Origin of the sequence: Ureibacillus sp. FSL K6-0786 (assembly GCF_037965165.1) — a bacterium.
GTDB lineage: Bacteria > Bacillota > Bacilli > Bacillales_A > Planococcaceae > Ureibacillus > Ureibacillus thermosphaericus.
In genome coordinates, this window is the sequence record NZ_CP150191.1 from 1,459,235 (window position 1) to 1,477,842 (window position 18,608).

Sequence of the window (18,608 nt, forward strand, 5' to 3'; positions counted from 1 at the left end):
GATTTTTTCGGCATGACAAATTATGAAGCAGGAATGTATGATGTCATTGTAGTCGGTGCAGGTCATGCTGGCGTTGAAGCAGCACATGCCGCTGCAAAAATGGGGGCAAAAACCCTCATGTTGACAATTAGTTTGGAAAATATTGCATTTATGCCATGTAATCCATCCATTGGAGGTCCTGCAAAGGGGATTGTTGTTCGTGAAATTGATGCACTTGGGGGATTAATGGCAAAAGTTATTGATAAAACCCACATTCAAATGAGGATGTTAAATACAGGGAAAGGCCCAGCTGTTCGTGCATTACGTGCACAAGCTGATAAAGTGTTATATCAACGGGAAATGAAACGAATTTTGGAGCAACAAGAAAATCTCCATATTCAGCAAGCGTTGGTAGAAGAATTAATAATTGAAGATGGAGAAGTAAAAGGTGTCATCACAAAAACCGGTGGAGTTTTCCGCGGAAAAGCAGTAATTTTAACAACTGGAACGTATTTGCGCGGTGAAATTATCATTGGTGATATCAAATATTCGAGCGGCCCTAACAACTCACAGCCGTCCATTACATTAGCGGACCAACTAAAAGATTTAGGTTTTGAAATTGTTCGTTTTAAAACTGGAACACCTCCTCGGTTGAATGGAAAAACTGTTGATTACAGCAAAATGGAAATTCAACCAGGGGATGATGTACCTCGAGCATTCAGTTATGAAACGACAGAATTTATTATGGATCAAATTCCTTGCTGGTTAACTTATACTTCCTTAGAAACCCATGAAATTATCAATGGAAATTTAGATAAGGCTCCAATGTTTACAGGATTAATTACAGGTCCTGGCCCAAGATATTGTCCTTCCATTGAGACAAAGGTTGTTCGTTTCAATGATAAACCTCGCCATCAAATATTTATAGAACCAGAAGGACGAGAAACGGATGAGGTGTACGTGCAAGGGTTATCTACGAGCATGCCGGAAGATATTCAGCTAAAAATGATTGCTTCAATCCCTGGCTTAGAAAATGCTCAAATGATGCGACCTGGTTATGCAATTGAGTATGATGCCATTGTTCCGACTCAATTATGGCCAACCCTTGAAACAAAACGTATTAGAAATCTATACACTGCTGGACAAATCAATGGCACAAGCGGGTATGAAGAAGCGGCAGCACAAGGAATCATGGCAGGAATCAATGCGGCTGCTAAAATTTTTGGAAAAGAAGAACTCATATTAAAACGTTCTGAAGCATATATTGGCGTCTTAATTGATGATTTAGTAACGAAGGGAACTAATGAACCTTATCGTCTACTTACATCCCGTGCCGAATATCGCCTACTACTTCGCCATGATAACGCAGATTTACGTTTGACAGATATCGGATATAAAGTAGGTTTAATTTCAGAAGAACGTTATAATAAATTCTTGAAAAAGAAAGAACAAGTTGAAAATGAAATAGCGAGACTTCGCGAAGTAATCATTAAACCAAACGAAAAAACGCAAGAAGTAGTTCGTTCAGTTGGTGGAGCAGAACTTAAAGATGGGATACGTGCAATCGACTTACTGAAACGACCTGAAATGCGTTATGACTTAGTTGCATCCTTAACACCACCAGAAGAAAACTTAAGTGAAGAAGTAAAAGAACAAGTGGAAATTCAAGTTAAATATGAAGGTTACATTCAAAAAGCATTGCAACAAGTAGAGCGACTTCATAAGTTAGAAAGCAAAAAGATACCAGAAAATATCGATTATGATGATGTACCAAACCTAGCTTCCGAAGCACGTGAAAAGTTAAAAGAAGTACGTCCATTAACAATTGCTCAAGCTTCGCGAATTTCCGGGGTAAACCCTGCGGATATATCAATCTTGCTTGTATACATTGAACAAGGAAAAATTGCGAAAATCAGTAGCAATTCTTAAAAAAAGGAGCGTTCGAGCAACATTGATCTCGAACGCTTATTTCTTATATCAAACTATATATAAACTCTATGTAAAGGAGTAGAAAATGAACGAACAACTTTTTATTCAAAGCTTAAAAGATAAAGGGATTGAACTGAACGAGACGCAAATAGAACAATTTCGGAAATATTTTGAAATTCTCGTTGAATGGAATGAAAAAATGAATTTAACAGCCATTACCGATTTAGAAGGCGTATATTTAAAACATTTTTACGATTCAATCAGTGCAGCCTTTTACTTTGATTTTTCAAAAGTTGAAACTCTTTGTGATGTTGGCGCAGGTGCAGGGTTTCCAAGCATTCCGTTAAAAATTTGTTTTCCACACTTAAAAATTACAATTGTTGATTCGTTAAATAAACGTATTACATTTTTAAATCATTTAAGTGAACAATTAAATTTGACCCACTGCCATTTTGTTCACGCAAGAGCAGAAGACTTTGGTCAAAATTCAGCATATCGTGAACAATTTGATGTCGTTATGGCAAGGGCTGTTGCACGATTAAATGTGTTAGCGGAACTTTGCATTCCTTTAGTTAAAATAGAGGGTAATTTTATTGCATTAAAAGCCGCAGCTGCCCATGAAGAATATAAAGAAGCAAAAAAGGCCATTCAGGTTTTAGGTGGAGCTTTAAAAGAACAATTTGATTACCATTTGCCTATAGAAAATAGTGAACGAACAATTTTTGTCATTGAGAAAACAAAAAAGACGTCCAAAAAATATCCTAGAAAACCTGGGGTACCAAATAAAACACCAATTAAATAATCAATATGCGCTCAATCAAATTTGAGCGCATTATTCTTTACTATTTGCAAAACAATTCCGTTGTTACAACTTTTTCATGTATAATAAAAAATTGTAACAATCCATTTATTAAGATTATCAGTATACAATTCATTCAAAATGAAATCACTTCTATCTAAAAACAGTCAGGAGTTCCACGTGAAACTCAAATAGAAATATGCTTTTGATAATAGAATTATATTATAATTATGACAATTTCATAGATTTTACTTCTATAAGACTCTGTACATTTCATATAGAATATTAAATAATAAAATATAGTGCAGATAGTTTCCAAAAGGTGGTGCCATTGAATGAAAAGTCCTTTTTCACGATTTTTTGGGGGCGGGGAAAAACTTGTTTCTGAAAAAAAAAGTGAAATAGAAACGGAAGAAAAAGAGAGAAAACACTCAGAAGAAGTGATAAAAATTCCAATTGATCAAATCGTACCGAACCGATATCAGCCACGCACAATTTTCGATGAAGAAAAAATTGAAGAATTATCTAGAACGATTCATACTCATGGTGTCATACAACCGATTGTTGTTCGTCGTTTAGAAGATAACCGTTATGAAATTATTGCAGGGGAAAGACGTTATCGGGCGATTAAAAAATTAAATTGGACGGAAGTACCTGCAATTGTACGGAATTTAAATGATAAAGAGACAGCTTCAATTGCGTTAATAGAGAACTTGCAGCGTGAAGAGTTGACAGCCATCGAAGAAGCATTAGCTTACCAACAACTAATTGAGCTGCATCATTTAACACAAGAAGCACTCGCTCAGCGCCTTGGAAAAGGTCAGTCCACCGTTGCTAATAAATTAAGATTGTTAAAACTTCCAAAATATGTGCAAGATGCAATTTTAAAACGTGAAATTACTGAGCGTCATGCACGAGCATTAATCAGTGTAAAAGACGAAGAATTACAAATAAAATTAGTCGAATTGATAAAAGAAAATGACTGGAACGTCCGTCAGCTTGAAGAATATATTCAACAACTAACAAAACCTGTTGAAACGGAAGAAGAGAAAAAAACAAAACCAAAACGCAAGGCTATTAGTAAAGATATTCGCATCGCTTTAAATACAATTAAGCAATCCTTATCAATGGTATCAAAAAGCGGAATTAATATAAAAACGGAAGAAGAAGATACGGAAGATTACTATCAAATCACAGTAAAAATACCAAAGAAAAAGTCTTAAATTGTTTCACGTGAAACTAGTGGTCGTCTCTGCCACGTACAGAGACGACCGCTTTTTCTATATTATTTTTTCAAGAAATTTGGTTTATGGAATACAACTATATTATAAATTTGATAGAATGAAAGAAGTAAATATAAATTCTATTTGACTAAAAAATTACGCTTTTAACTATTCGAAAAGATGAAAGCAGGTGCACAAAATTGGGAAGAATTTTAGCAATCGCCAACCAAAAGGGCGGTGTCGGAAAAACTACTACATCTGTAAATTTGAGCGCTTGCCTTGCTTATTTAGGAAAAAAAGTATTGCTAATTGACATCGATCCCCAAGGAAATGCCACTAGTGGAGTTGGCATAAATAAAGGAGAAACATCTAGCTGTATTTACGACGTGATTATTGATGATGAAGATGTAAAAAACGTTATTCAACAAACAAAAGTAGAAAATTTGTATGTCATACCAGCTACTATTTCATTAGCAGGTGCTGAAATTGAATTAGTTTCTACAATCTCACGGGAAGTGCGTTTAAAGCATGCATTGGAAGAGGTTAAAGATGATTATGACTTCATCATTATTGACTGCCCACCATCATTAGGACTGTTAACAATCAATGCTTTAACTGCATCGGATGCAGTCATTATTCCTGTTCAATGTGAATATTACGCGTTAGAGGGGCTTAGTCAGCTATTATCAACAGTGAGATTGGTACAAAAACATTTAAATCCAACTTTATCAATTGATGGTGTACTTTTAACGATGTTAGATGCTCGTACAAATCTGGGGATTCAAGTGATTGAGGAAGTAAAAAAATATTTTCAAGATAAAGTCTACAAAACAATTATTCCTCGAAATGTACGTTTAAGTGAAGCACCCAGCTTTGGAGAACCAATTATCATCTATGATCCGAAATCACGAGGCGCTGAAGTGTATTTAGAGTTAGCAAGGGAAGTGGTAAAAAATGGCTAGAGGTTTAGGGAAAGGGATTGGTGCTCTATTTCCTACAGAAACATTAGAGTCCATTCAAGAAACTATTCAGAATGAAGAACATGTAGAAAAAATTCCGTTGCAAAAACTTGTCGCAAATCCTTTTCAACCACGGAAGAAGTTTGATGATGAAACAATTGAGGAATTAGCTCAATCCATTCGAGAACATGGTATTATTCAACCAATCGTTGTCAGAAAGAAAGGAAAAAAATACGAAATAGTCGTGGGAGAACGTCGTTATCGCGCGGCTAAATTGGCGAAGTTAGAGGAAATTCCGGCAATAATTAAAGAAATGACAGAAGAACAAATGATGGAACTTGCTATCCTAGAAAATTTACAAAGAGAAGATTTAACTCCAATTGAAGAAGCTGAAGCATATCAAAATTTAATTGAAAAATTAAATTTCACTCAAGATGATTTAGCAAAACGATTGGGGAAAAGCCGTCCGCATATCACGAATATGATTCGATTACTTCAATTACCAGAAGAAGTTCGGCAAATGGTAAATGATGGAGCCCTTTCAATGGGTCATGGAAGAGCATTACTTGGATTAAAAAATAAAAGAAAAATAATAGAAGTAGCAAAAAAAGTAGTGAATCAATCATTAAATGTACGTCAATTAGAAGCATTAATTAAACAACTAAACGAAAATGTTTCACGTGAAACGAAAAAGTCAACAAATAAGGATATTTTTGTTCAAGCAACTGAATCACAATTAAGGGAATTCTTTGGTACAAATGTTCAAATAAAGAAAACAAAAAATAAAGGGAAAATTGAAATTGAATTTTATTCTGAAGATGATTTGGAGCGTATATTAGAAATATTAAATTTAGAACATGATGAGGTATAAAAAGGGCGCCAATTAAGGCGCTCTATTTTTGAAAACAAAGAAAGAGGATAACAACTTATGGTATTATTCGGAACAATTATCAATGCATTATTGATTATCATCGGTTCAATCATTGGACGCTTCTTGAAGAATTTACCAGAAAAAATGAAAAATACCGTACTTTCAATTATTGGACTTGCAGTTGCATTGTTAGGTATTCAAATGGGATTAAAAACGAATAATTTTGTTATTTTGATTGTTAGCTTAGTAGTTGGGGCGATTATAGGTGAGTGGATTGATTTAGATTCATTATTTAATCGTTTTGGAAAATGGGTCGAATCAAAAATAAAAAGCAAAGATTCAAATAGTAATATTGCTGAAGGTTTTATTACAGCGTCCCTTATTTTTGTTATTGGTTCAATGGGAATTATCGGTGCGTTAGACAGCGGGTTAAGAAATGATCATGCTGTTCTTATTACAAAAGGAATTATAGACGGCTTTACCTCCATTATTTTGACATCTACGTTAGGTATAGGTGTATTATTATCAGCATTTCCCGTATTGATTTATCAAGGTATGATTGCTATATTTTCAGGACTGATTAGCAAATATATACCTGAAGAAGCAATGAATCTCTTTATCCAAGAAATGACAGCAACTGGCGGCGTTATGATATTAGCAATTGGTTTAAATATTGCAGGATTAACTAAAATTCGTGTAGCCAATTTGCTGCCAGGAATTGTTGTTGTGCTTGGAATAATTGTAATCATGTTTCCTTTTCAATAAATGACGTTGATATGCAAGCAAAAGTGCACGGGCAATTTTATTGCTCATCGAATAAGTTACATGAAGTCGAGTGTTTTGCAAAACAAGCATTTCCATAAATCCTCCTACATTGACAACTCCTTTGATGGAAATATCGCCGATGGGTGGCAGCTCTTTATTCACTGCTTTTCCAGGCAGTAAAGGTCCGTTTTGAACAATAATTTGACCAATACTTTTTTCTCTTCCAAGACATGCATCAATAGCTACAACGAAAGGGAAATTGGACATTTGTTGTAATTCTTCAACAGTAAGTGCTAAATTGATAGCATGAAGAGGATCTTCTAGCGTTCCAATGATTCGAAAAGGAAACTGATAGTTGGATAATAAACTTCCGGTTAAAGGACCTAAAGCATCTCCCGTAGAACGGTCTGTACCGATGCAACAAAAAACAAGATTGTTATGTTCAAAGGGAATATATTGTAAAAATAATTCGCTTAAACGCCATATTGCACCTGTTTCTTCATGATGAACGGACATTTTAAATGGTTCTTGAGAAATATTTTGCATGTGATTCCCACTTTCTTTTATGATTTTAGAATAGAATGTCTATAATTATTTTTTAGAATTATATCCATTTCTTTACTTTTCTATACTAGAGGTGGAAAAATGGCGATTCATGTTGTGGAAAAAGAAACGAAAGAGATTATCAATATATCGGAGAAGATATGGGAGTATTTTTCAAGTGAGGATCTTTGGAATTTTATTGTTGGAGCTTCCATTAAAATCATTGCAATTTTCTTACTTTCTTATCTTATTGTATTTATTGGGAAGCGAATTATTGCTCGTATCTTTAAACTAAGAATGCAATCTCCGTTAAAATATTCAGAAAGAAGGCAACAAACACTATTAAAATTGTCGCAAAGTGTATTATCATACGTCGTATACTTTTCGGCGATTATTGGAGCACTTTCTTCCTTAAATATTAATGTTGCAGGGTTACTTGCTGGAGCAGGTATTGCAGGCCTTGCAATTGGATTTGGTGCACAAAATTTAGTGAAAGACGTCATTACGGGTTTTTTCATCATTTTCGAAGATCAGTTTGGTGTTGGAGATTATGTTCGAATTAATACATCAAGTGCAGCAGAAGGTACAGTAACTGAAATAGGATTAAGAACGACCAAAATTGTTGGGACAACTGGAGAAGTATATATTGTTCCGAATGGGCAAATTACCGAAGTAGTAAACTTTTCACTAAATAACTCAAAAGCAGTCATAGATATGCAAGTTGGAATTGAAGCGGATATTGAAAAAATTGAAAATGTAATGACGGAATATTTAAAAACATTGCCGAAACAATATGAGGAGCTTGTCGATGTACCTAAGTTTGTCGGAGTTCAAAATGTTACTGGTACTGAAATAACAATTCGAATTGTTGCAGAAACAAAACCTCAACAGCATTATGGAATTGCAAGAATCATTCGAAGGGATGTCAAAAAGATTTTAGAGAAAAATGGTATACCAATGGCTTATCCAAAAATGATGATATATGATTCTAGTAAAGCAATGTCTAGGGGAGATGAGAATTGATGGAGACAAAAACATTTAAATTGAATGACATTGTGGAAATGAAAAAGCAACATCCATGTGGTACGAATGCTTGGAAAATTATTCGAATGGGCGCTGATATTCGAATTAAGTGTCAAGGATGTGGACATAGTGTCATGCTACCTCGCAGGGAATTTACGAAAAAAATGAAAAAAGTTATACAAGAAGCGGAAGAATAAAGGTTATGTAATCCCCACACAGTACTTTGCAATGTGGGGATTTTTTGTTGTTCATATAAAAATAAATGGAAAATAGACTTTTTATGTGGAAATCCATATAATTAACACTAGTGCAAAAACTAATTGTTATGTTTCACATAAGAAAGGTAGTGAGTCAATGTCACTAACAGCTGGAATCGTAGGTCTTCCAAACGTAGGAAAGTCGACACTATTTAATGCAATCACAAAAGCAGGTGCCCTTGCTGCTAACTATCCATTTGCAACGATTGATCCAAACGTAGGCGTTGTAGACGTTCCAGATCCTCGATTAGAAAAATTAACAGAGCTTGTAAAACCTCAAAAGAAAGTTCCAACATCATTTGAATTCACGGATATCGCTGGAATCGTAAAAGGCGCATCAAAAGGAGAAGGTTTAGGGAATAAGTTCCTCTCTCATATTCGAGAAGTCGATGCGATTTGCCAAGTGGTTCGTTGCTTTGATGATGAAAACATCACACACGTTGCAGGTAAAGTTGATCCAATAGCAGATATTGAGGTCATCAATTTAGAGTTGATTTTAGCTGATTTAGAATCAGTAGATAAACGTCTTCAAAGAGTAAGCAAAATAGCAAAGCAAAAAGATAAAGATGCAATGATTGAAGAGCCAATTTTAATCAAAATTAAAGAAGCTCTTGAAAATGAGAAACCTGCTCGTTCTGTTGAATTAACGGAAGATGAGAAAAAAGTAATCAAAGGATTAAATTTATTAACATTAAAGCCGATGCTTTATGTGGCAAACGTTTCGGAAGATGAAGTGGCAAATGCAGATGAAAATGAGTATGTAAAACAAGTTCGTGCATATGCAGAAAAAGAAGGCTCAAAGGTTATTACAGTATGTGCGAAAATTGAAGAAGAAATTGCGCAGCTTGATGAAGAGGAAAAGAAAATGTTCCTTGAAGAATTGGGCATTAAAGAGTCCGGATTGGACCAACTAATTCGTGCTGCATATGATTTGCTTGGCCTTGCTACTTACTTTACAGCAGGAGAAAAAGAAGTGCGTGCTTGGACATTCAAAAAAGGGATGAAAGCTCCAGAATGTGCAGGTATTATTCACTCTGACTTTGAAAGAGGCTTCATTCGAGCTGAAACAGTTTCCTTTGAAGATTTATTAGCGGCTGGCTCTATGCAACAAGCAAAAGAACAAGGGAAAGTTCGTTTAGAAGGTAAAGACTATGTCGTACAAGACGGCGACATTATGTTATTCCGATTCAACGTATAATCAGGCATAATAAAAAGAGTGGAATTTACGCCAAGATGTTTTATATATCTTTACGTAAATTCCACTTTTTCTTTTTATTGATATACATACAATTTTGGTAATTGGGGGTCATCTTTTACAAGCGTATGATTAGGAAATTTGCGGAGTTCTTTATACATATAAAAATCCCCGACAGCCCCTGCAATTAAAAAAGCACCTAATAAAACTATTAATTGATTATCGAAAATAAATCCAATTATTGTTGGCAGGACTCCTGTTGTCCAAAAGGGGAGCATTAGCGCTTTTTTCATTGCATGATTTGGTAATGGTTTTGACGTTGTTGCATAAGCAACTCCTAGCTTCACATTTATACCGTAATTCAGCTGACTCCACTTCACTTTTCCAAAAATCATAAACCCAATTAAATGAAACAATTCATGCAAAATAATCAGTGCACAATAGCCTACAATAAATAATAGAAAATTCCATAGCGTAATGGCCATTTCAAATTGAAACTGTCGATGGATGATCGTATTGAATGCTAAAAAAAGAATGCACAAAAGAAGGGTCATCCAAAAATTCAACTTTGCAATTTTTTTCATATCTAATTCAATAATCAGTGGATCTTTCTCTTCCAACAAAATTATTCAACCCCTTTTTCCCATTATATCGAAATAACAGATTTTAGAAAATCTTATACTCCCCATTGAATGCTAGTTGCGATTGATAAAAGTATATGTTACAATTCAAAGATGTGAGTAATAGAAATTTACTCCTTGCTCCCTTGAAATAAAGGAGAGCCAAAGTCCATAAGGAGGTGCAAAAAGCGATGAGAAAATATGAATTAATGTATATTATTCGTCCAAACATTGAAGAAGAAGAGAAAAAAGCTTTAGTTCAACGCTTTGATGACATTCTTTCTTCAAATGGTGCGGAAATCATCGAGTCAAAAGAATGGGGCAAACGCCGTCTTGCTTATGAAATCAAAGACTATCGCGAAGGTATTTACCACATCGTGAAAGTTAATGCTCCAGCTAAAGCAATCGATGAATACAATCGTTTAGCAAACATTAACGAAGACATTATTCGTCATATCGCTGTTCGTGAAGAAGAATAATCTTATTGAACATTAATGCTGAAGAGGAGGTTGTCAAATTGATCAATCGTGTCGTATTAGTAGGTAGGCTAACAAAAGACCCTGAACTACGATACACGCCAAATGGAGTACCGGTAACTCGATTTACAGTTGCTGTAAATCGAACGTTTACGAACCAACAAGGTGAAAGAGAAGCGGATTTCATTAGCTGTGTAGCATGGAGAAAACAAGCTGAAAACCTCGCAAATTACATGAGAAAAGGAAGTCTCGTCGGTATTGATGGACGCATCCAAACTAGTAGTTTCGAGGGTCAAGATGGCAAACGTGTTTACATGACAGAAGTCGTAGCAGATTCCGTGCAATTTTTAGAACCAAGAAGTGCACAGGGTCAACAGCCATATGGGGGACAACCTTCGTACGGTGCAAGTCAACCTCCATACGGTGGCACGCAAGATCCATTTGGTGTACCATTCCCAAGTCAACCTCCTCAAAATCAGCCGAATTATACACGTGTAGATGAAGACCCATTTGCATCAAGCAAAGGTCCAATTGAAGTTTCGGAAGACGATTTACCGTTCTAAGGTATTCGGATAACGGAGAAATAATAAAAAAAGGAGGGAAAATCGATGGCACAACGTCGCGGAGGTCGCAAACGTCGCAAAGTTTGCTACTTTACTTCAAATAACATTACACACATCGACTACAAAGATGTAGATTTACTAAAAAAATTCATTTCTGAACGCGGAAAAATTCTTCCACGTCGCGTAACTGGAACAAGTGCAAAATATCAACGCAAATTAACTACAGCAATCAAACGCGCTCGTATTATGGCACTTCTTCCATTCGTAGCGGAAGATAAATAATGAATGTTATAAAAAGCAGCAAAGGCAAAATTTAGCCTTTGTTGCTTTTTTTACATTTAGCAATAATTTAAAATGTACTCTGGAAAGAGAGAATAAGCGATATTCTTCCCTAATTTGAAATAGTAAACAAAATGTACAGCAAAACATCATTGCATGGGAAATAAGCCATCAAATTATATAAAGAGTCTCAACAAGATTAAGGCGTTAAAAAAGCTTGATAACGATGAAGCTGAACAAAGTAATTCTACTTGTTACCAACGATGAATTTATGCACGATAAAAATCATTCAGGAAGACTTTACTACTAGTTTTGCGGTGAATTTATTTATTTTTTAACTTTTAATAAAAGTAAAAATTCATCACATCAAACATAATTATCTAATCTTTTAGGTTAGATGATTATGTTTTTTCTTTAGACATTCTTTTATCGTTTTGCTTTATCGTATTTTTGTCCTACTTTATAAAAAATGGTACAATATACGAATGTAAAGAATTATTGAATTGTAATAAAGGAAGGTTTCTCATGCCGAACAATCAAACACAAAGGCTTACACATGGCGCAATGATGATTGCAATATTTGCTATTCTCATTGCAATTGCATATTATGTACCAATAATCAGCTTAGTGGCGACATTATTTGCCCCACTACCTATTGCTTGGTTTAGCGCAAAGTATGACCGATCATCTTCCATTATTTTAGGAGTTATTGGGTGTATTATTACCTTTTTCTTTGGAGGATTGTTAATTTTACCATTTTCCATGATTTTTGCGGTATGCGGTGTCGTGATGGGAGATGCACTGCGCACGAATAAAAGTAAAGCTTACTTATTCATGGCAACTGGTATTTCAGTGTTAATTACTTTTGCAATTCAATATTTAATTTCTATTAAACTGTTTGAAACAGATTTTATTAAGGAATCTTTCCAACTGATGCGGGAAAGTTATATGGCTTCTTTTGAATTCGCTGAAAGTTTAACTGGCGAACAGCCAATGACTGAAGAAGCGTTCAATCTAATGTTTCAACATATAGAGATAGCCATTCCTGCATCCGTTACATTAGCTGCATTCTTCCTATCGTTTCTTTTAATTACAGTAAATCTGCCAATCCTAAAACGATTAGGTATTACTGTTCCAAAATTTCAAGCTTTTAAAGATTTACGCTTACCTCGTACCATTTTATGGATTTATTTAATCGTCTTAACGATTCAATTGTTTGTACGCCCTGAATTAGGAACATCACTATATGTAATCACATTTAATTTTTCATTAGTCTTATGGGTGTTGTTAACAATTCAAGGAATTTCTTTCCTGCACTTTGTGTTGGATGCTTATCGAGCGCCTAAATTTTTAAAGGGATTAGCGACAATTTTTGCAATTCCTTTGTATAACTTTGTGATGCTCTTAGGAATTTTAGATTTAGGTTTCGATATTCGCTCATTTGTGACAGGAAAGATTCGAAAGTAAGGGGCTGATCTCATGGATACTTACAGGAAGCGGAGGATACTTTACCCGCTTTTACATTTGGCGGTTTTCGGATTAGTGGGGATTGTTGGATTGTTTTTATTGAATATATGGGTTGGAGCAGCTTTCGCGTTACTTGTTACATTAATTATATTTTATGATTGGAAAACAGAAAGAATTGCTTATTTTGCAATAGAAAAATATATAGAATCTTTGGCGTTTCGAATGAAAAAAGTTGGGCAGGAAGTTCTTTTAGAAATGCCGATTGGTATTGTATTAATCAATGATAAATTTGAAATTGAATGGGCTAATCCCTACATGACGAGGCTTTTGGATATCCCAACTTTAACAGGTCAGGATTTGTTCCTTTTATCGGATGAATTACAAAAAATAAGAAAATCTGATGAAAAAAATGATAGCATCGTAACCATTCGAGATAGGAAATTTAAAGTCATTTATAAACAAGAAGAAAAACTATTATATTTTCTCGATGTAACTGAACAAGTAAAAATTGAAAAGCAATATTATGATGATCGAACAGTCATTGCTATTCTTTTCATCGATAATTATGATGATATTACGCAAGGGATGGATGACCAAACAAAAAGCATGACGAATTCAACCGTTACATCCATCATCAATGATTGGGCAGAGGAATATGACATTTATATTAAAAGAATTGATACGGATCGATTTTTAGCGATATTAAATGAATCAACTTTAAATGAATTGGAAAAGAAGAAATTCTCTATTCTAGACGATATTCGAGAAAAGACGGCCAAGAAAAATTTATCACTTACATTGAGTATCGGAATAGGTACTGGTTCGCCATCCTTAATTGAACTAGGTGAATTAGCTCAATCAAGTTTAGATTTAGTATTAGGGCGCGGCGGAGACCAGGTGGCTATTAAACAATCGAATGGAAAAATTAAATTTTATGGTGGAAAAACAAATCCAGTCGAAAAACGTACGAGAGTCCGAGCACGCGTGATTTCCCATGCTTTAAAAGATTTAATTCAAGATAGCGATCTCGTTTTTATTATGGGGCATAAAAATCCCGATATGGATTCAATTGGAGCAGGGATTGGCGTTCGGAAAATGGCTCATATGAATAAAGTGGATAGCTACATCGTATTAGATTTTGATGAATTAAACGGCAGTGTTGAACGACTAATAGATGAAATTAAACAACATTCCGATTTAAAGGAATATTTTATTTCACCAGAAGAAGCTTTAAGCATCATGTCTGAAAAATCATTATTAGTCGTTGTGGATACTCATCGCCCGAGCCTCGTAGTAGATGAAACATTGTTAAAACGTTTCGAGAAAATTGTTGTAATTGATCATCATCGACGAGGGGAAGAGTTTATTAACAATTCAACACTTGTTTATATGGAACCGTACGCTTCCTCGACTTCAGAACTCGTAACGGAACTTTTAGAATATCAGCCCGATAATGAAAAACTTTCGAAACTTGAAGCAACAGCTTTGCTCGCTGGAATCATTGTCGATACAAAAAGCTTTACGCTAAGAACAGGTGCTAGAACCTTTGAAGCAGCATCCTATTTAAGAACTTACGGGGCGGATACGGTGCTTGTGCAACGATTATTAAAAGAAGATATTCATACGTTTATTGAGCGTTCAAAAATCATACAAAATGTTCGATTTACCTATCCAGGAATTGCGGTTGCGCATGCAGAAGAAGAAAAAGAGTACGATTCTGTTTTAATTGCCCAAACGGCAGATATTTTGCTTTCAATGAAAGACGTAAATGCTTCTTTTGTCATCGCCCGCAGACAAGATGGCTTAATGGGTATCAGTGCCCGTTCATTAGGAGAAATCAATGTACAATTGATAATGGAGAAACTGGGAGGCGGTGGCCACTTAACAAATGCGGCTTGCCAACTTGAAGTCGATACAATAGAAGAAGCTTTAGAATTATTACAAAATGCTATTATTGAAACGTTAGAAGGGAGCATGGAAGAATGAAAGTTGTATTTTTAAAAGATGTAAAAGGTCAAGGGAAAAAAGGCGAAGTGAAAAATGTTGCTGATGGTTATGCACAAAATTTCTTAATTAAAAAAGGCTTAGCTGTAGAAGCTACAAAAGAAGCATTAAGTCGTCTTGAAGGACAAAAGAAACATGAAGCGAAACTTGCAGCACAGGAACTTCAAGCTGCAAAAGAGTTAAAAGAAAAATTAGAAAATATTACGTTAGAAATTAAAGCAAAAGCAGGAGAAGGCGGACGTCTATTCGGTTCTGTATCAACAAAACAAATTTCAGAAAGCTTACAAAAAAATTATGGAATTAAAGTGGATAAAAGAAAAATGGAATGCAATGAAGGTATTCGTTCATTAGGTGTCACAAACGTTCCAGTGAAATTACATCCGGAAGTAAAAGCGACTTTAAAAGTCCATGTAAAGGAAGAATAAGGAGCGAAATAAAATGAGTGATCTAATCGATCGCGTTCCACCGCATAACCATGAAGCTGAGCAATCAGTTCTTGGTGCGATATTTCTTGATCCGCAAGCATTAATTACTGCATCGGAAATTTTAGTTCCGGAAGATTTTTATCGCATTGCCCATCAAAAAATATTCCAAACGATGCTTGATTTGAGTGACAAAGGGAATGCGATTGATGTTGTTACTGTTACAGAAGAGTTATCTGTAAGAAAAGAACTCGAAGATGTAGGCGGTCTATCCTACTTGATGGAATTAGCAAATGCCGTACCTACAGCAGCTAATGTTAGTTACTATGCAAAAATAGTAGAAGAAAAGTCCATTTTAAGAAGATTAATACGCACGGCAACAAAAATCGTTGAAGACAGCTATATACGGGAAGATGAAGTAGAGGAATTATTATCCGAAGCTGAAAGAAAGATGATGGAAGTAGCCAATCGAAAAAACGCTGGCGACTTCAAACATGTGAAAGACGTTCTTGTTCAAACTTACGATAATATTGAGCAACTTCAAAATCGAACAGGAGACGTTACCGGAATTCCGACGGGCTTTACGGATTTAGACCGCATGACAGCGGGTTTTCAACGAAATGATTTAATCATTGTAGCCGCCCGTCCATCTGTAGGGAAAACAGCTTTTGCGTTAAACATTGCGCAAAATGTGGCGGTCAAAGCTCGGGAAAATGTTGCGATCTTCTCGCTCGAAATGGGTGCTGAACAATTAGTCATGCGTATGCTCTGTGCAGAAGGAAATATTGACGCTCAAGTTTTAAGAACAGGGGCGCTTACTGCTGAAGATTGGAGCAAGTTAACAATCGCAATGGGTACCCTTTCTAATGCGGGGATCTATATTGATGATACGCCGGGCTTGCGCGTTAATGAAATTCGAGCGAAGTGCCGTCGACTTGCCCAAGAAAAGGGATTAGGGATGATTTTAATTGACTACCTACAATTAATCCAAGGAAGCGGCAGACGCGGGGAGAACCGTCAACAAGAAGTTTCTGAAATATCTCGCTCATTAAAAGCATTAGCTCGTGAATTACACGTGCCGGTTATTGCGTTATCTCAGCTATCCCGCGGGGTAGAGCAACGTCAAGATAAGCGTCCGATGATGAGTGATATTCGTGAATCTGGAAGTATTGAGCAAGATGCGGATATCGTAGCTTTCCTATATCGTGACGATTATTATGATAAAGAAACAGAGAACAAAAACATGATTGAAATTATTATTGCAAAGCAACGGAACGGTCCAACGGGAACTGTGACCCTTGCGTTTAAAAAAGAGTTTAATAAATTTTTGAATATTGATTGGTCTCAACGACAAGAACCAATGCATGCATAACACGAAGAGAAAAGTAACATAATAAAATAAACTTTGAAGAACACGAACAATTGTACATAAAAAATATTTATTTGTTCGTGTTTTTTTGTTTGATGCATTGACGAATGCTCTATTTCACTGTACAATTAATCTGTTTGATAAAGGACGCATAGTGCGCGGAGGTGCAGAAATGACTTCAGTTGTTGTTGTTGGAACTCAATGGGGAGACGAAGGAAAAGGGAAAATTACGGATTTCCTTTCTAAAAAAGCGGATGTGATCGCTCGTTTTTCAGGCGGTGACAATGCTGGACATACAATTAAAATTGGTGAAGAAACATACAAATTACATTTAATTCCATCTGGGATTTTCTATAAAGAGAAAACATCTGTGATGGGGAATGGTATGGTAATCAACCCAAAATCATTAGTAAATGAGCTAAAAGGTTTACAAGCTCGTGGCATTGATACATCTAATTTACGTATTTCAAATCGTGCTCATGTCATTCTCCCATATCACATTTATCAAGATAAAGTAGAAGAAGAAGCTCGTGGCGACAAAAAAATCGGAACAACATGCAAGGGAATTGGCCCATGCTACCAAGATAAAATTGCTCGTATGGGAATCCGCATTGCAGATTTACTAGATCGAGAAATATTTGAACAAAAATTGCGCGAGAACTTAGAAAAGAAAAACCGTTTATTTGAGAAATATTATGAAGTAGAAGGTTTAAAATTCGAGGATATCTTTGAAGAGTATTATGGCTACGGTCAAGAAATTGCTCAATATGTAACAGATACTTCAAAGGTATTAAATGATATTTTAGATGAGGGCGGACGTGTATTATTTGAAGGTGCTCAAGGCGTTATGTTAGATGTTGACCACGGAACATATCCGTTTGTTACATCTTCCAACCCTGTGGCTGGTGGTGTGACGACAGGTACAGGAATTGGTCCTTCTCACGTTACGAGAGTAGTGGGCGTTTCAAAAGCATATACTTCTCGTGTAGGCGACGGTCCATTCCCAACGGAATTGTTTGATGAAGTTGGCCATCAAATTCGTGAAGTAGGTCGAGAATACGGTACAACGACTGGTCGTCCTCGCCGTGTAGGTTGGTTTGACGCAGTAGTGGTACGCCATTCTCGTCGCGTTTCTGGTATTACAGATTTAGCTTTAAACTCAATCGATGTATTAACTGGCTTAGAAACAGTAAAAATTTGTACGGCTTATAAATATAAAGATCAAATTATTACGGAGTATCCTGCAAGTTTACATGTATTAGAAGAATGTGAACCTGTATATGAAGAACTTCCTGGTTGGACAGAAGATATTACAGGTGTACGTTCCTTCGATGAACTGCCAAAAAATGCTCAAAATTACGTCAATCGTATTGTTGAATTAACAGGTATTCCTTTAATGACATTCTCCGTAGGCCCAGCCCGGGAACAAACAAATGTAGTGAATGATGTTTGGGAATAAGGATATTCAACAATAAAAACATAGTTTATTTAGAAACGATATTCTAACTACATTTGTTCTGTGCGAAAGCAAAGCGACAGCAACAAACAAACATAGTGAATGATATATGGGAGTAAATAATACTATCTCATCAGTAAAATCTCAATCAAAGAAGTTAATATTTTAACTATGTTTGTTCTGTGCGAAAGCGAAGCGACAGCAACAAACAAATGTAGTGAATGATGTTTGGGAATAAGGATATTCAACAATAAAAACATAGATTATTTAGAAACGATATTCTAACTACATTTGTTCTGTGCGAAAGCAAAGCGACAGCAACAAACAAACATAGTGAATGACATATGGGAGTAAATAATACTAACTCATCAGTAAAACCTCAATCAAAGAAGTTAATATTTTAACTATG

At 35.5% G+C, this 18,608-nt stretch carries 19 protein-coding genes; 17 read left to right on the plus strand and 2 right to left on the minus strand.

From position 1 onward, the window contains the following. Window positions 1-12 precede the first annotated feature (12 nt). The 6 genes from mnmG to NSQ18_RS07105 all read left to right on the plus strand — a co-directional run bounded on the left by mnmG (window position 13) and on the right by NSQ18_RS07105 (window position 6,525). Window positions 13-1,908 carry a tRNA uridine-5-carboxymethylaminomethyl(34) synthesis enzyme MnmG gene (gene mnmG, locus NSQ18_RS07080; protein WP_016838927.1) on the plus strand — a complete coding sequence of 632 codons (1,896 nt, stop codon included), beginning with the start codon at window positions 13-15 and terminating at the stop codon, window positions 1,906-1,908. 85 nt (window positions 1,909-1,993) lie between these two features. Then, window positions 1,994-2,710: a 16S rRNA (guanine(527)-N(7))-methyltransferase RsmG gene (rsmG, locus tag NSQ18_RS07085; protein ID WP_339289538.1), complete on the plus strand. Its 717-nt coding sequence runs from the start codon at window positions 1,994-1,996 to the stop codon at window positions 2,708-2,710. A gap of 332 nt (window positions 2,711-3,042) precedes the next feature. After that, window positions 3,043-3,930 carry a nucleoid occlusion protein gene (noc, locus tag NSQ18_RS07090; RefSeq protein WP_016838925.1) on the plus strand — a complete coding sequence of 296 codons (888 nt, stop codon included), beginning with the start codon at window positions 3,043-3,045 and terminating at the stop codon, window positions 3,928-3,930. Window positions 3,931-4,130: 200 nt separating this feature from the next. Beyond that, window positions 4,131-4,892: an AAA family ATPase gene (locus tag NSQ18_RS07095; RefSeq protein ID WP_016838924.1), complete on the plus strand. Its 762-nt coding sequence runs from the start codon at window positions 4,131-4,133 to the stop codon at window positions 4,890-4,892. Continuing rightward, the gene (locus NSQ18_RS07100) at window positions 4,885-5,760 is read left to right on the plus strand and encodes a ParB/RepB/Spo0J family partition protein (protein ID WP_016838923.1); all 876 of its coding nucleotides are present in this window, start codon (window positions 4,885-4,887) and stop codon (window positions 5,758-5,760) included. The genes NSQ18_RS07095 and NSQ18_RS07100 overlap by 8 nt, the downstream gene beginning before the upstream one ends. Window positions 5,761-5,817: 57 nt before the next feature. Next, window positions 5,818-6,525: a DUF554 domain-containing protein gene (locus NSQ18_RS07105; protein WP_016838922.1), complete on the plus strand. Its 708-nt coding sequence runs from the start codon at window positions 5,818-5,820 to the stop codon at window positions 6,523-6,525. On the opposite strand, the gene yyaC is transcribed toward NSQ18_RS07105, so the two are convergent. After that, window positions 6,442-7,071 carry a spore protease YyaC gene (gene yyaC, locus NSQ18_RS07110; protein ID WP_016838921.1) on the minus strand — a complete coding sequence of 210 codons (630 nt, stop codon included), beginning with the start codon at window positions 7,069-7,071 and terminating at the stop codon, window positions 6,442-6,444. The genes NSQ18_RS07105 and yyaC overlap by 84 nt on opposite strands. Window positions 7,072-7,170: 99 nt before the next feature. On the opposite strand from yyaC, the gene NSQ18_RS07115 reads away from it, so the two are divergent. The 3 genes from NSQ18_RS07115 (at window position 7,171) to ychF (ending at window position 9,546) form a co-directional block, all read left to right on the plus strand. Next, window positions 7,171-8,091 carry a mechanosensitive ion channel family protein gene (locus tag NSQ18_RS07115; RefSeq protein WP_016838920.1) on the plus strand — a complete coding sequence of 307 codons (921 nt, stop codon included), beginning with the start codon at window positions 7,171-7,173 and terminating at the stop codon, window positions 8,089-8,091. Beyond that, entirely contained in the window at window positions 8,091-8,288 is a 198-nt protein-coding gene (locus NSQ18_RS07120; RefSeq protein WP_016838919.1) for a DUF951 domain-containing protein, read from the plus strand. Before NSQ18_RS07115 ends, NSQ18_RS07120 begins: the two co-directional genes overlap by 1 nt. A gap of 157 nt (window positions 8,289-8,445) precedes the next feature. Continuing rightward, complete coding sequence (gene ychF / locus NSQ18_RS07125) at window positions 8,446-9,546, plus strand: redox-regulated ATPase YchF (RefSeq protein ID WP_016838918.1); 1,101 nt, start codon at window positions 8,446-8,448, stop codon at window positions 9,544-9,546. Window positions 9,547-9,620: 74 nt separating this feature from the next. On the opposite strand, the gene NSQ18_RS07130 is transcribed toward ychF, so the two are convergent. Further along, window positions 9,621-10,166 carry a DUF3267 domain-containing protein gene (locus tag NSQ18_RS07130; protein WP_016838917.1) on the minus strand — a complete coding sequence of 182 codons (546 nt, stop codon included), beginning with the start codon at window positions 10,164-10,166 and terminating at the stop codon, window positions 9,621-9,623. A gap of 188 nt (window positions 10,167-10,354) precedes the next feature. Between NSQ18_RS07130 and rpsF the strand changes: the two genes are divergently transcribed. The 8 genes from rpsF (at window position 10,355) to NSQ18_RS07170 (ending at window position 18,202) form a co-directional block, all read left to right on the plus strand. Further along, window positions 10,355-10,642 carry a 30S ribosomal protein S6 gene (rpsF, locus tag NSQ18_RS07135; protein ID WP_016838916.1) on the plus strand — a complete coding sequence of 96 codons (288 nt, stop codon included), beginning with the start codon at window positions 10,355-10,357 and terminating at the stop codon, window positions 10,640-10,642. A 38-nt stretch (window positions 10,643-10,680) separates the two neighbouring features. Further along, window positions 10,681-11,202 carry a single-stranded DNA-binding protein gene (gene ssb, locus NSQ18_RS07140; protein WP_016838915.1) on the plus strand — a complete coding sequence of 174 codons (522 nt, stop codon included), beginning with the start codon at window positions 10,681-10,683 and terminating at the stop codon, window positions 11,200-11,202. 45 nt (window positions 11,203-11,247) lie between these two features. Next, a complete protein-coding gene (gene rpsR / locus NSQ18_RS07145; protein WP_016838914.1) occupies window positions 11,248-11,484 on the plus strand; it encodes a 30S ribosomal protein S18 in 237 nt (78 codons plus the stop codon). Window positions 11,485-12,006: 522 nt separating this feature from the next. Further along, window positions 12,007-12,948 carry a YybS family protein gene (locus NSQ18_RS07150; protein WP_016838913.1) on the plus strand — a complete coding sequence of 314 codons (942 nt, stop codon included), beginning with the start codon at window positions 12,007-12,009 and terminating at the stop codon, window positions 12,946-12,948. Between the two features lie 12 nt (window positions 12,949-12,960). Then, window positions 12,961-14,934 (plus strand): DHH family phosphoesterase, encoded by a 1,974-nt coding sequence (locus NSQ18_RS07155; RefSeq protein ID WP_016838912.1) that lies wholly within the window; start codon window positions 12,961-12,963, stop codon window positions 14,932-14,934. Then, the gene (gene rplI, locus NSQ18_RS07160; RefSeq protein ID WP_016838911.1) at window positions 14,931-15,377 is read left to right on the plus strand and encodes a 50S ribosomal protein L9; all 447 of its coding nucleotides are present in this window, start codon (window positions 14,931-14,933) and stop codon (window positions 15,375-15,377) included. The genes NSQ18_RS07155 and rplI overlap by 4 nt, the downstream gene beginning before the upstream one ends. 13 nt (window positions 15,378-15,390) lie before the next feature. Next, on the plus strand, window positions 15,391-16,746 hold the full coding sequence (gene dnaB / locus NSQ18_RS07165; protein WP_016838910.1) for a replicative DNA helicase: 1,356 nt from the start codon (window positions 15,391-15,393) through the stop codon (window positions 16,744-16,746). Between the two features lie 169 nt (window positions 16,747-16,915). Next, on the plus strand, window positions 16,916-18,202 hold the full coding sequence (locus tag NSQ18_RS07170; RefSeq protein WP_016838909.1) for an adenylosuccinate synthase: 1,287 nt from the start codon (window positions 16,916-16,918) through the stop codon (window positions 18,200-18,202). The last annotated feature ends 406 nt before the right edge of the window (window positions 18,203-18,608 follow it).

What these genes read in the sequence shown, in the direction of transcription:
- NSQ18_RS07100 (WP_016838923.1), top strand. Translation starts at nt 4,885, where the DNA reads ATGGCTAGAGGTTTAGGGAAAGGGATTGGTGCTCTATTTCCTACAGAA.
- NSQ18_RS07115 (WP_016838920.1), top strand. Translation starts at nt 7,171, where the DNA reads ATGGCGATTCATGTTGTGGAAAAAGAAACGAAAGAGATTATCAATATA.
- NSQ18_RS07105 (WP_016838922.1), top strand. Translation starts at nt 5,818, where the DNA reads ATGGTATTATTCGGAACAATTATCAATGCATTATTGATTATCATCGGT.
- NSQ18_RS07150 (WP_016838913.1), top strand. Translation starts at nt 12,007, where the DNA reads ATGCCGAACAATCAAACACAAAGGCTTACACATGGCGCAATGATGATT.
- ychF (WP_016838918.1), top strand. Translation starts at nt 8,446, where the DNA reads ATGTCACTAACAGCTGGAATCGTAGGTCTTCCAAACGTAGGAAAGTCG.
- NSQ18_RS07170 (WP_016838909.1), top strand. Translation starts at nt 16,916, where the DNA reads ATGACTTCAGTTGTTGTTGTTGGAACTCAATGGGGAGACGAAGGAAAA.
- rpsF (WP_016838916.1), top strand. Translation starts at nt 10,355, where the DNA reads ATGAGAAAATATGAATTAATGTATATTATTCGTCCAAACATTGAAGAA.
- NSQ18_RS07120 (WP_016838919.1), top strand. Translation starts at nt 8,091, where the DNA reads ATGGAGACAAAAACATTTAAATTGAATGACATTGTGGAAATGAAAAAG.
- NSQ18_RS07155 (WP_016838912.1), top strand. Translation starts at nt 12,961, where the DNA reads ATGGATACTTACAGGAAGCGGAGGATACTTTACCCGCTTTTACATTTG.
- mnmG (WP_016838927.1), top strand. Translation starts at nt 13, where the DNA reads ATGACAAATTATGAAGCAGGAATGTATGATGTCATTGTAGTCGGTGCA.
- rplI (WP_016838911.1), top strand. Translation starts at nt 14,931, where the DNA reads ATGAAAGTTGTATTTTTAAAAGATGTAAAAGGTCAAGGGAAAAAAGGC.
- dnaB (WP_016838910.1), top strand. Translation starts at nt 15,391, where the DNA reads ATGAGTGATCTAATCGATCGCGTTCCACCGCATAACCATGAAGCTGAG.
- yyaC (WP_016838921.1), bottom strand. Translation starts at nt 7,071, where the DNA reads ATGCAAAATATTTCTCAAGAACCATTTAAAATGTCCGTTCATCATGAA.
- noc (WP_016838925.1), top strand. Translation starts at nt 3,043, where the DNA reads ATGAAAAGTCCTTTTTCACGATTTTTTGGGGGCGGGGAAAAACTTGTT.
- rpsR (WP_016838914.1), top strand. Translation starts at nt 11,248, where the DNA reads ATGGCACAACGTCGCGGAGGTCGCAAACGTCGCAAAGTTTGCTACTTT.
- rsmG (WP_339289538.1), top strand. Translation starts at nt 1,994, where the DNA reads ATGAACGAACAACTTTTTATTCAAAGCTTAAAAGATAAAGGGATTGAA.